This window comes from Cellulomonas sp. PhB150 (assembly GCF_003755175.1).
Taxonomy (GTDB): Bacteria; Actinomycetota; Actinomycetes; order Actinomycetales; family Cellulomonadaceae; genus Cellulomonas.
This window is the reverse complement of record NZ_RKHX01000001.1, coordinates 332,024-343,755: the sequence shown is the minus strand read 5'-3', so window position 1 is coordinate 343,755 and position 11,732 is coordinate 332,024. Positions and strand designations below refer to the sequence as shown.

Genomic DNA, 11,732 nt, shown 5'->3' with positions numbered 1-11,732 from the left:
GGGCATCGCTCGCAGATGCTCAAGTCCGGCGGGACCCCGCCCGATGAGTGGGTGTAGACCTTTTCGCCCACTTCTCGCTCACCCGGAGGACGTTCGTGGCAAGCACACGAGTCATCGGACTCGACATCGGCGCCGGCGCAGTGCGTGCCGCCGAGCTCGAGTTCGGGAGCGGTGGACCCGCCGGCAAGAACCCCGCCACGCTGCTGCACTACGGCGAGGTGCCGCTGCCCCTCGGCGCCGTGCGTGACGGCGAGGTCGTCCAGCAGGCGACCGTCGCCGGAGCGCTCAAGCAGCTGTGGAGCCAGGCCAAGTTCTCGTCCAAGGATGTCGTGATCGGGGTCGGGAACCAGCGCGTCCTGGTGCGCGAGACGGACCTTCCGTGGATGACGCGGGCCCAGCTGACCGAGTCGCTCCCGTACCAGGTCGGCGAGCTCCTCCCGATGTCGGTGGACGACGCGCTCCTCGACTACGTGCCGACGTCCGAGGCGGACGGCCCGCAGGGCAAGACCATGCACGGCCTGCTCGTCGCCGCGCAGCGCGACACCGTCAACGCCAACGTCCTCGCCGTCGAGGGTGCCGGGCTCCGACCCACGATGGTCGACCTCAACGCCTTCGCGCTCGTGCGATCGCTGGCGCGTGGTGACCTGGCCCGCTGCACGGTGGCGCTCGTCGACATCGGCGCGCAGATCACGACCGTCGTCGTCGCCGCGCACGGCCACCCACGCCTCGTCCGCGTCCTTCCTGCCGGCGGGCACCAGGTCACGAGCGCAGTTGCCAGCACGCTGGGCATCTCCGCCGGCGAGGCCGAGCAGGTCAAGCGGAGCCTCGGTGTGGGGTACGCGGCGCCGGAGGGCAGCGAGGCAGCGGTCGAGGCGATCTCCGAGGTCGCCCGGACGCTCGTCGAGTCGATCCGCAACACGTTCGTCTACTACGCCGGCAACAACCCCGGTGCCGGGATCGACGTCGTCGTCCTCACGGGCGGTGGGTCGCACCTGCCCGGCCTCGGCCAGTACCTCTCGAGCGCGAGCCGTCTCTCCGTGGTGCTCGGTGACCCCCTCTCCGGCCTTCGCGCCGCCAAGGGCGCCGGCCGGGAGCGGCTCAACGGCCTCGAGTCCCTCATCGCCGTTCCCGTCGGCCTCGCGTACGGAGTCGCAGCATGACCGCCCTCACCGACCGTCTCGCCAAGCCCAAGACCGGCAAGCCGTCGGCGTCGATCGTCGTCGGCCTGCCGCAGGTCAACCTGCTGCCGCCGGAGGTGCGGGCCGCCCGTGGGCTCCGGAGCATCAAGCGATGGCTCGTCATCGCTCTCGTCGTGACGCTCGCGCTGTGCGGTCTGCTCTACGTCGTGAACGTTGCCCAGTCGCAGGCGGCCGACGACGAGCTCATGGACGCCCAGTCGGAGACAGCACGCCTCACGCTCGAGCAGGCGAAGTATGCGGAGGTACCGCGCGTGCTGAACCAGCTGGACGTCACCAGCTCGACCCGGACGATCGCCATGTCGACGGACGTGCTGTGGAAGTCGTACCTCGACGCGATCGCAGCCGTGCTCCCGGAGGGAGTCTCGCTCGACACCATCTCGATGAGCGGTGCGACGCCCATGACGCCCCTCGCAGCACCGGCAAACGTGTTGCAGAGTGCTCGGGTCGGTGAGATCACGCTGACCGGGCGTTCGCTCTCACTGCCCGACACGGCTGCTCTCATCGACGAGCTCAACTCGATCCCTGGTCTGGGTGACGCGTGGGTGACCGCGGCGGTCGTCGACTCCGATCCCGAGTTCGGCATCTACTACAAGATCGACGGCAGCGTGCAGGTCCGGGCCGGAGCGTTCTCCGACCGGTTCCAGCCCGTCGACACCGACGGAGGCAAGTGATGCAGGGCGCCAAGAAGAACACGTGGATCGCGGGGACCGCGTTCCTCGCGATCGTGCTTCTCGCCATGACCTGGTTCCTCTTGGTCGCACCCGTGCGGGCGCAGGCGGCCGAGACCCGGGCCCAGACGGCCACCACCGTGGTGGCCAACGACGCGCTCCAGCTCAAGCTCGACAAGCTGAAGGCAGACTTCGCGAACCTGGACGAGTACAAGGCTGACCTCAAGACGCTGCAGAAGCAGATCCCGACGACGGCCGAGCTGAGCAGCTACCTCCTCCAGCTCGACGCCGTGGCCGAGAAGAACGAGGTGACGCTCATCAACGTCACGACCCAGCCCGGCCAAGCCGTCATGTTCGACGCGACGGCTGCCGCCCCGGCAGCAGGGCAGGCGGCCTCGACCGAGGTGCAGCCGAGTGCGGCGCCGAGCCCGAGCCCGTCGGCCAGCGCCGGCGCAGCTCCCGGAGCGACGACGGCTCCGAAGGCGCCCACGGCTCCCGCCGGCTTCTCGGCCATTCCGGTCACCTTCACGGCCGTGGGCACCTACGAGGACGTCCTCGCCTTCCTCGACGGCGCGCAGCACACCAAGCGGCTCCTCCTGGTCCAGTCCTTCGCAGGCACGGGTCAGAACAAGACGGAGGCGAACGGTGGGGTGCCCGCGACCGAGGTCGGCGACCTCGAGCTCCTCGTGGGTGGCTACCTGTGGGTCCTGCCCGACGCCACCGCCGTCGCTGCCGAGGACGCGGAGGAGGGTGAGGACGCCCCGAAGCTCCCGAAGCCCGACGCCGACGCGAACCCGCTGGTCCCCGTGGAGGGCGAGAAGGAACCCGGCAACTGAACGCTGTGACGAGAGGGGTGGCTCCTGTGCGGGAGCCGCCCCTCTCGTCACGTCCATCGAGCGGACCGCGAGGCGGACGCTCCGCGCGCTCGTGGGAAGATCCTGCACATGCTTCGTTGGTTGACATCGGGTGAGTCGCACGGCCCCGCTCTCGTCGGGATCATCGAGGGCCTTCCCGCCGGCGTGGAGGTGACGACCTCCGCTGTGCAGGACGCCTTGGCCCGCCGCCGCCTCGGCTACGGGCGCGGCGCCCGGATGAAGTTCGAGCAGGACGAGGTGCGCCTCCTGGCGGGCGTGCGACACGGACTTACGCAAGGTGGCCCCGTCGCGATCGAGATCGGCAACACGGAGTGGCCCAAGTGGGTCGAGGTCATGTCGGCCGACCCGGTCGACGACCCCGACGTCCTCCTGCGCGCGCGCAACGCGCCACTGACCCGGCCGCGGCCCGGGCACGCGGACCTCGTCGGCATGCGCAAGTACGGGTTCGCCGACGCCCGCCCGGTGCTCGAGCGGGCGTCGGCTCGCGAGACGGCCACCCGCGTGGCCCTCGGGACGGTGGCGGCGCACCTGCTGCGGCAGGCCGCGGGGATCGAGCTCGTCTCGCACGTCGTGGGCATCGGGCCCGTCGCCGTCCCAGAGCGCGCCGACCTGCCGACCGCGGCGGACGTGACGGCCCTCGACGCCGACCCCGTGCGCTGCTTCCACGCCGAGACGTCGGCCGCAATGGTCGCCGAGATCGACGAGTGCCACAAGGACGGCGACACGCTCGGGGGAGTCGTCGAGGTGCTCGCCTACGGCGTGCCGTCCGGACTGGGGTCGTACGTCCACGCAGACCGTCGCCTCGACGCGCGGCTCGCGTCTGCGCTGATGGGCATCCAGGCGATCAAGGGCGTGGAGGTCGGAGACGGGTTCCGCACGGCCACGCGGCGTGGATCCGCCGCCCACGACGAGATGACGAGAGCGGCCGACGGCCGGATCGAGCGTGCGACGAACCGGGCGGGGGGCGTCGAAGGAGGCATGTCCAACGGCGAGGTCCTGCGAGTCCGCGCGGCGATGAAGCCGATCTCGACCGTCCCCCGTGCGCTGGCGACGGTCGACACTGCGAGCGGAGAGGCAGCGCGCGCGCAGCACCAGCGTTCCGACGTCTGCGCGGTCCCTCCTGCCGCGGTCGTCGCCGAGGCGATGGTGGCGCTCGTCCTCGCCGAGGTCCTGCTCGAGAAGACCGGGGGAGACTCGCTCGACGAGGTGCGACGCAACCTGGCCGCCTACGTCGACGCGATCCCGGAGCTCCAGCGCTGACGCACGCACGCACAAGAAAGGGGCCGACCCTGCCTGGGCCGGCCCCTTTCCTCGTGCGTCGCTACTTCGCGACGACCTTCACCTTGGCGCTAGGAGTCGACGTCCCTAGGGCGTTGGTCGCCAGGACACGGAAGTAGTACTTCTTGCCCTTCTTCGCCTTGGTCCACGTATAGCTCGTCGCCGTGGACTTGACCGTCTTGATCGTCGTCCACTTCGTGCCGTTGGTCGAGGACTGAACCTTGTACGACGTGATGGAAGAACCGTTGGAGACGGCCTTGGCCCAGCTCACCTTCGTCTTCGACTTGGCGGCGCTGACCTTGACCGACGTCGGAGCCTTGGGCTTGCCTGCGGGGGTGACCAGAGCTCCGGTGGACCAGGCACCGGCACCGGCCGCCGACTTCGCGGAGACGCGGACCTCGTACTTGAGGCCGTTGACGAGGCTCGTCACGGTGAGCGAGCGTGATGTCGCGACGGCGGAGCCCGCCGACGTCCAGCCGGACCACTTGCCGGAGGCGTACGACCGCTTCTGCAGCAGGTACCCGGTGATCGGCCGCGAACCGCCGTCCGTCGGAGCCGACCAGCGGGCGAGCGCGGTGCGGTCGCCCCGGCTCAGGGACGTCAGCTTCGGTGCCTTCGGGGTCGTGTCGGCCGTCTTCGCCGTCACGGAGCGACTCCACGGACCCTGGCCCTGCGAGTTCCCGGCGGCCACCTGGATCTCGTAGCTCGTGCCTGCCTTGAGGCCGGACAGCTTGCGCGTGACCGCAGATCCCACGACGACCGTCGTCCAGGCGTTCTCGAGCCCGTCAGTCCGGACGATGCGGTAGCGCACGGTGTGCCCGGGCGTCTCGGCGCTGCCCTGGGCCGCTCCGGTCGGGGCCGTCCAGGAGACCGAGATGGTCTGGGCGACGACCGACGTGCCGATCGAGATCGGAGCGCCCGGCGCGGTGACCACGGTCAGCTGTCCCAGTGTGGGCGTCGCCGCGATGACGGGCCGGGTCGACGACTTCAGCAGCGTCTCGGGCACGGCGCGCACGTCGAAGGCGTACGGCGTCCCGTACTTGAGGGCGACCGTCGGCACGTAGCTGAGCGACGTCGTCTCGACCGCAGTGGCGCTCGTCAGGCCCTTGGTCGTCTCCGCCACCCGGACGAGGTACCGGGATGCGCCGGTGACCGGGGACCACGAGATGGTGGCCGTCCGCGCGGGCACGGCTGTCAGCGTGTCGCTCGCCAGGGTCACGACACGCTGAGCGATCGAGAAGGTCGCCGTCGGTGACGCCGTGGAGACGTTCCCGTCCTTGTCCTCCGACGTGACCGACCAGGCGTAGGTGATACCCGGCGTGAGGTTCTGGACCGTGATGCCGCGCGTCGTGACGGCGTACTTGGTGGGCGTCGCACCCTCCTTGCCGAACGACACGGAGTACTTGCGCGCTGCGTCGCCGTTGAGCCACGTCAGGGTGGCCGCCGTGCCGTTGCCGTCGACGACGGAGGTCAGCGACGTCGCGCTCGAGCGTCCGACGGAGAAGGGCACCTTCGGCGACTCCTCGCCGGCGTTGCCCGACGGGTCGAGCACCGACCAGGTGAACGTGTAGTTTCCGGCCGGGAGCGAGGTGGCCTTGAAGGTCGACGCCGACGTCGTGAACTTCGACGCGGCGACCGTGCTCGGCTGGTCGACCTTGAGCGGAGCGGCGACCTTGGTGTCGGAGCCCTGCGGGTAGATGTTGACGGCGTACCCACGGTTCGCGCCGCTCAGCGCGGTCTTCGCGGTCGGGGTCATCTGCAGGACCGCGGTACCGCCCCGGTAGTCGACGGTTCCCGCGGGCGGGGTGTCGCCGGTGCGACGCCACGAGATCACACCCTCGCCGACGTCCGTCAGGTACAACCAGGACGAGGGCCCGGAGGACGAGGTCGAACCGGTGGCCGCGCGGACGACGGCGACGTAGGAATCGGTCGTCGTCAGGTTGCGGACGAAGACTCCGGTCGGCCTCACCAGCGGCGTCGTCGTGCGGATCTCGCCGATCTTGGAGGAGCGCGCGGTGTCGGCGTAGAACGTGACGATGTAGGCGTCGGCGCCACTGACCGGCTGCCACGAGAGGGTCGGTGCGACCTCGGTCGTGCTCGCCGGGATCGGGTTCACCACGACGGCATCGACGGTCTCGGTCGCGGTGCCGGGCGCGATGCGGAAGTAGTGCGGTGCCGACTCGGCGGTGGGGACGACGTCGGCGTCGTCGGGGTCCGACGAGCCGAACGCCTTGGCGCTCGATGCCGACATGTTCACGGCCTGGACGGTGGCGATGTACACGTCGTTGTTCGGCTGGATCCGCATCGCCTGGTTGGTGTTCCACAAGCAGTCCGAGGACCCGGAGAGCGCGGTCGTGTTGTTCCCGGTCGCGGTGGCCGAGGCGACGATCGTCGCCTCGGTCGAGGCGGTGTTGCACGAGATCGGGTTCTGGCCGTTGCGGTTGACCACGACGTGGTAGTACGTGGCGCGGGGGACCGGGGTCCACGTGAGCTTGAACGAGTCGTAGTCCAGGACCGTGGCGTTCGCCGAGGACGTGCCGATGTTGGTGAAGCTCGGGGTGAATGTCGTCGAGTCCGCGGGAGGGACGGACTCGTCGTCGTCGCTCATGATCTTGCGGACCTGCCACGGTGCCGAGGTGCCGCTGCTCTCACCGTTGACGGTGTAGGCGCTCACGCGCCAGAAGTACGTCGTGCTCGGCAGGACGTTCGTCGGGATGAACGTCGTCCCGGGGACCTCGCTCGTGAGCACCATGTTGTCCGCCGTGAAGCTGTCGTCGCGCGCGATCTCGACGAGGTACTTCGCCGCCCCGGTGACCGGGGCCCAGGTGAACTCGAGGTCGTTGGCCACCGTGTGGTCGGCGGGGGAGGTCAGTGTCGGGGCCGAGTCGCTCCAGGCGACGCTGAACGTCTGGGAGTCGGACGTCCCGCCGCTGTACTCGCCGGCATAGGTGGGTGTGGGGAACGACGCCCGCACGCTCACGGTGTAGCTGCCGTTCGGCAGTGCGGCAGCGGGGGTGTAGCTCGTCCCGAGGAGTCCGGTCACGACGGTCGGCGTCGCGCTCCCGTCCAGACCGTAGGTCACCGTGTAGCTGCTGGCTCCCCGCGCTGCGGCCCAACGGAACGTGACCGGCTGCGGGTAGCTCACGACCTGCGCTGCCGTCGGGCTGGTGATCGTCGGCACCGGCGCCGCGCCACGGAAGAACGCGTTGACGGTCGCGTCCGCGGAGTTCGCCCCGACGCCGTCGGGGACGACCCGCCAGTACAGGTCACGCTCACCGGTCGTGCCCCACAGCGGTGTGGTCGGGACCCAGCGCAGCGCGGCCGTGGTCTGGGTGACGAGGATGTTCGCGGGGCTGAACGAGGGGGCGTCGGCGATCTCGACGCGGTAGGTCGTCGCGCCGGTCACCTGGTGCCACGCGAGGACCAGGTCACCGGTCTCGCCGGTCTTGGTCGCAGCGGCGTCGATCGAGGCGATCACCGGGGGTACGGCGGACGCCGGCGATCCGACCAGCACGGGCGTGCCCGCGAGGGCAACGGTCACAGCGACGGCAACAAGGCGACTGCGCAACGACACGGGATCTCCTCAGACAGTGTTCGGCTCCCTCGGTTCTCGGCATCCGAGGCAGGTGGCCTGAGCAACGGACGAAGCAGACGTCACCGTTCACCCGATCGGCCCTGGCTGTTGGTGCGACGACCGATCCGCGGGCGATGGCAGGCCGAGACGCCGGTCGGCACTAACCTCGATCCGTGCCAGAGCCGACCACCGCCCCCCGCATCGTCCTCGTCGGCCCACCGGGTGCCGGCAAGTCCACGGTCGCGGCCGCGCTGGCCGAGCGCTGGCAGCTCGGCATCCGCGACACCGACACCGACGTCGAGACCGTTGCGGGCAAGCCCATCGCCGAGATCTTCGTCGACGACGGCGAGCCGCACTTCCGCGGGCTCGAGCACGCGGCGGTCGCCAGGGCGATCGACGAGCACGACGGCGTCCTGGCCCTCGGCGGCGGCGCGATCCTCGACGAGCGCACCCAGGCCGCCCTGGCTACCTACGCAGAGCACGGCGGTGTCGTGGTCTTCCTCGACGTCACCCTCACCCACGCGGCACCCCGCGTCGGGTTCAACCAGGCCCGCCCGCTCCTGCTCGGCAACCCGCGCGCACAGTGGCAGGCACTGATGGAAGCCAGAAGGCCTATCTACGAGCGCCTCGCCACGCTCACGATCCTGACCGACCACCTGCGCCCGGCCGACGTGGCCGAGCACATCGAGACCGAGCTGGCCGCGCTGCGGCAGGCAGCCGTGGAGGACGAGGCATGACGACGACGGTCACCGTGGACGGCGCCCAGCCCTACGACGTGCTCATCGGGCACCACCTGCTCGGCGAGCTGCCGTCGATGATCGGGCCGGAGGCGAAGCGTGTGCTGGTCGTGCACCCCGCGGCCCTGGCGACGACGGCCGACACGGTCATCGACGACCTGAGGAAGGCCGGGTACGAGGCCTTCGGCGCCGAGGTGCCGGACGCCGAGGAGGCCAAGACCGCGCAGGTGGCCGCGTTCCTGTGGGGAGTGCTCGGCCAGGCGGACTTCACGCGCAGCGACGCGGTCGTGGCGGTCGGGGGCGGCGCGACGACCGACCTCGGCGGGTTCGTCGCGGCGACGTGGCTGCGGGGGATCAAGGTCGTGCAGGTCCCGACGACGCTGCTGGCGATGGTCGACGCGGCCGTCGGCGGCAAGACCGGGATCAACACGGCCGAGGGCAAGAACCTCGTCGGGGCGTTCCACCCGCCGGCGGGCGTCCTGTGCGACCTGGCCGCTCTCGCCTCGATGCCGAAGCACGACTTCGTCGCGGGCCTGGCCGAGGTCGTCAAGTGCGGGTTCATCGCCGACCCGCGGATCCTCGAGCTCGTCGAGGCGAACGTGGAGGTCCTCACGGACCCCGTCGCGGCCTCGACGTCACCCGTGCTCGCGGAGCTCGTCGAGCGGGCCGTCGCGGTCAAGGCGCGCGTCGTGGGGGAGGACCTCAAGGAGGCGGGCCTGCGCGAGATCCTCAACTACGGCCACACCTTCGCGCACGCGATCGAGAACGTCGAGCGCTACCAGTGGCGGCACGGCGCGGCGGTCTCCGTGGGCATGGTCTACGTGGCCGAGCTCGCGCGGCTGGCGGGGCGGCTGCCCGACGAGGTCGTCGACCGGCACCGCTCGATCCTCACCTCGCTCGGGCTGCCCGTGACGTACCGGAGCGACCGGTGGGAGCGGCTGCTGACCGCGATGCGCCGCGACAAGAAGACGCGCGGCGACCTGCTGCGGTTCGTGGTGCTCGAGGACATCGGCAAGCCCGTGCGGCTCGAGGGACCGGACCCGACGCTGCTGATCGCGGCGTACGCGGAAATCAGCCGCGACGAGACGTCCACGGCGATCGCGCTCTAGGGGCCTATCGTGACGGCCATGACGCGCGCGCTGGTGCTCAACGGCCCCAACCTCGGACGGCTCGGCTCCCGTGAGCCCGAGGTCTACGGCTCGGCGTCGCACGCGGATCTCGTGTCCGCGGTCGAGGCCTGGGCCGACGAGCTGGGCGTCGAGGCCGAGGTCCGCCAGACCGACGACGAGTCCGAGCTCGTCGGCTGGCTGCACGAGGCCGTCGACTCGCGCGTCGACGTCGTCCTGAACCCGGCCGCGTTCACGCACTACTCCTACGCGCTGCGCGACGCCGCGGCGCAGGTGACGAAGTCGGGCCTGCGGCTCGTCGAGGTGCACATCACCAACCCGTACGCCCGGGAGTCGTTCCGTCACCTGTCGGTCATCGGCCCGGTGGCGACGGGGACGATCGCCGGTTTCGGCCTGGACTCCTACCGGCTGGCCCTCGCGTCACTGACGCACAAGTCCTGAACACTGTTGGCGATCCCACAAGTTTCTCGGCTTGTTGACTGATCAACAACGTTGAGGACTTGTGCGCCACGCAACAAGGCTCGATGATGGTGCGATGCCCTACGTCATGACGATCGACCAGCGCGGCTCGCGCGTGCACGGCGACCACGTCGAGGCGTTCCTCCTCGAGCTGGCCCAGATGCTCGGCAGCCGGGAGCACGGCGTGGTGCGCGCGTTCGAGCGCGCCGTCGGCGACGAGGTGCAGGGGGTGCTCGACGATCCCGACCTCGTCGTGGACGTCGCTATGACCGTCAGCCGTGGGGGAGGGTGGTCCGTCGGCATCGGCGCCGGCCCGGTGGACGAGCCCCTGCCGGAGTCCGTGCGCGCCGGGTACGGCACCGCATTCATCCTGGCGCGCACGGCCGTCGAGGCCGCCAAGAGCCGCAGCCGGTCGGTGTCCCTGGCCGTGCGGGGCATCGACGACGGCGCGGGGCGGGACGCGGAGGCCGTGCTCGTGCTCGCGGCCGCCGCTGCCGCGCGGCGCTCGCCTGCGGGCTGGGAGGTCGTCGACGCGATGGCCGCGCCCGGCGTGCGCCAGGAGGACGTCGCGACCAGCCTCGGCGTCTCGCAGCAGGCGGTCAGCCAGCGTCTGCGCGCGGCGCTGTGGGCCGAGGAGACCGCGGCACGCAGCGCCGCGGCGCGACTGCTGAGGATCGCCGCCGGCGAGTAGGCGCGGGGACAGGGGAGTGTCGGATGGACCGACGCGTCCCGTTCCGCCACGATCGAGGCCGGACCACCCACAAGGAGCCCCGTGCACGTCGCCGTCGTGATCGCCGCCCTGATCGTCTCCGCCGCCGGCGGGTGGCTCGTCGTGCTCGGCGTGCTCCGCCTCGCGTCGCGGTCCGGGGACGCGGGCGCGCCCGCCGCGGACGGGCCGCAGGGACCCCAGGCGCTCGCCTCCCTGCGCGGTGGGACGTGGATCGGCATCCTCGAGCGTCTCGCGGTGACGATGTGCGTGCTGGTCGACGAGCCCGCGGGCATCGCGGTCGTCGTCGCCGTCAAGGGCCTCGGCCGGTTCCCCGAGCTGCGCGAGAACCCGGGCGCCTCGGAACGGTTCGTCATCGGCACCCTGGCGTCGCTCGTGTGGAGCGCCGCGATCGGCGTGGGGGCGCGGGCGCTGCTCTCCTGAGCAGCGCGCTCTGCGCACCGGGTACGATGGTCGGCGGTCTGCGGACCGGCGCGTGTGCGCCGGCGCAGAGGACACTCCCCCAGACAGGAAGCGACGGATCGTGGCGACCACCAACGACCTCAAGAACGGCACCGTGCTGAAGATCGACGGCCAGCTCTGGACCGTCATCGAGTTCCAGCACGTCAAGCCCGGCAAGGGTGGCGCCTTCGTCCGCACCAAGCTGAAGAACGTGCTGTCCGGCAAGGTCGTCGACCGCACGTTCAACGCCGGCCTGAAGGTCGAGACGGCGAACGTCGACAAGCGCGACATGCAGTACCTGTACAAGGACGGCACCGACTTCGTGTTCATGGACACGGACACGTACGACCAGATCAACATCCCCGAGGCCACGGTCGGCGACGTCGCCAACTTCCTCCTCGAGAGCCAGAGCGCGATGGTCGCGACCAACGAGGGCGCCCCGCTGTACGTCGAGCTGCCGCCGTCGGTCGTCCTCGAGGTCACGTACACCGAGCCCGGCCTGCAGGGCGACCGCTCGTCGGCCGGCACCAAGCCCGCCACGCTCGAGACCGGCTACGAGATCCAGGTGCCGCTGTTCCTCGAGTCCAACACGAAGGTCAAGGTGGACACCCGCGACGGGAGCTACCTCGGCCGCGTGAACGACTGAC

Annotated in this window: 11 protein-coding genes; 10 read left to right on the top strand and 1 reads right to left on the bottom strand. The window is 70.7% G+C overall.

Translation table 11 applies throughout. The annotated features are described in order from the left end of the window. Positions 1 to 95 precede the first annotated feature (95 nt). The 4 genes from pilM (at position 96) to aroC (ending at position 4,002) form a co-directional block, all read left to right on the top strand. Positions 96 to 1,160: a type IV pilus assembly protein PilM gene (pilM, locus tag EDF34_RS01635; RefSeq protein WP_123369636.1), complete on the top strand. Its 1,065-nt coding sequence runs from the start codon at positions 96 to 98 to the stop codon at positions 1,158 to 1,160. Continuing rightward, entirely contained in the window at positions 1,157 to 1,870 is a 714-nt protein-coding gene (locus tag EDF34_RS01630; RefSeq protein ID WP_123369635.1) for a PilN domain-containing protein, read from the top strand. The genes pilM and EDF34_RS01630 overlap by 4 nt, the downstream gene beginning before the upstream one ends. Further along, positions 1,870 to 2,703, top strand: coding sequence for a hypothetical protein (locus EDF34_RS01625; RefSeq protein ID WP_148076553.1), 834 nt, complete (start codon positions 1,870 to 1,872; stop codon positions 2,701 to 2,703). The genes EDF34_RS01630 and EDF34_RS01625 overlap by 1 nt, the downstream gene beginning before the upstream one ends. 108 nt (positions 2,704 to 2,811) lie before the next feature. After that, entirely contained in the window at positions 2,812 to 4,002 is a 1,191-nt protein-coding gene (gene aroC / locus EDF34_RS01620) for a chorismate synthase (RefSeq protein WP_123369633.1), read from the top strand. A 61-nt stretch (positions 4,003 to 4,063) separates the two neighbouring features. Here the strand turns inward: aroC and EDF34_RS01615 are convergent, their stop codons facing one another. Further along, positions 4,064 to 7,594 carry a fibronectin type III domain-containing protein gene (locus tag EDF34_RS01615; protein ID WP_148076552.1) on the bottom strand — a complete coding sequence of 1,177 codons (3,531 nt, stop codon included), beginning with the start codon at positions 7,592 to 7,594 and terminating at the stop codon, positions 4,064 to 4,066. A gap of 173 nt (positions 7,595 to 7,767) precedes the next feature. Here EDF34_RS01615 and EDF34_RS01610 point away from each other — a divergent pair, with 173 nt between their 5' ends. From EDF34_RS01610 to efp, 6 genes are all read left to right on the top strand, one after another. Next, positions 7,768 to 8,331: a shikimate kinase gene (locus tag EDF34_RS01610; RefSeq protein WP_123369631.1), complete on the top strand. Its 564-nt coding sequence runs from the start codon at positions 7,768 to 7,770 to the stop codon at positions 8,329 to 8,331. Next, the gene (aroB, locus tag EDF34_RS01605) at positions 8,328 to 9,440 is read left to right on the top strand and encodes a 3-dehydroquinate synthase (RefSeq protein WP_123369630.1); all 1,113 of its coding nucleotides are present in this window, start codon (positions 8,328 to 8,330) and stop codon (positions 9,438 to 9,440) included. Before EDF34_RS01610 ends, aroB begins: the two co-directional genes overlap by 4 nt. Positions 9,441 to 9,458: 18 nt before the next feature. Further along, a complete protein-coding gene (locus EDF34_RS01600) occupies positions 9,459 to 9,899 on the top strand; it encodes a type II 3-dehydroquinate dehydratase (RefSeq protein WP_123370604.1) in 441 nt (146 codons plus the stop codon). A 94-nt stretch (positions 9,900 to 9,993) separates the two neighbouring features. Next, the gene (locus tag EDF34_RS01595) at positions 9,994 to 10,608 is read left to right on the top strand and encodes a hypothetical protein (RefSeq protein WP_123369629.1); all 615 of its coding nucleotides are present in this window, start codon (positions 9,994 to 9,996) and stop codon (positions 10,606 to 10,608) included. 81 nt (positions 10,609 to 10,689) lie between these two features. Further along, complete coding sequence (locus EDF34_RS01590) at positions 10,690 to 11,067, top strand: hypothetical protein (protein ID WP_123369628.1); 378 nt, start codon at positions 10,690 to 10,692, stop codon at positions 11,065 to 11,067. A gap of 100 nt (positions 11,068 to 11,167) precedes the next feature. Further along, complete coding sequence (efp, locus tag EDF34_RS01585) at positions 11,168 to 11,731, top strand: elongation factor P (RefSeq protein ID WP_123369627.1); 564 nt, start codon at positions 11,168 to 11,170, stop codon at positions 11,729 to 11,731. Position 11,732 lies beyond the last annotated feature (1 nt).

Excerpts from the sequence above, each read along its gene's own strand:
- aroB (WP_123369630.1), top strand. The coding sequence starts at position 8,328 with ATGACGACGACGGTCACCGTGGACGGCGCCCAGCCCTACGACGTGCTC.
- EDF34_RS01630 (WP_123369635.1), top strand. The coding sequence starts at position 1,157 with ATGACCGCCCTCACCGACCGTCTCGCCAAGCCCAAGACCGGCAAGCCG.
- EDF34_RS01595 (WP_123369629.1), top strand. The coding sequence starts at position 9,994 with ATGCCCTACGTCATGACGATCGACCAGCGCGGCTCGCGCGTGCACGGC.
- EDF34_RS01625 (WP_148076553.1), top strand. The coding sequence starts at position 1,870 with ATGCAGGGCGCCAAGAAGAACACGTGGATCGCGGGGACCGCGTTCCTC.
- EDF34_RS01600 (WP_123370604.1), top strand. The coding sequence starts at position 9,459 with ATGACGCGCGCGCTGGTGCTCAACGGCCCCAACCTCGGACGGCTCGGC.
- aroC (WP_123369633.1), top strand. The coding sequence starts at position 2,812 with ATGCTTCGTTGGTTGACATCGGGTGAGTCGCACGGCCCCGCTCTCGTC.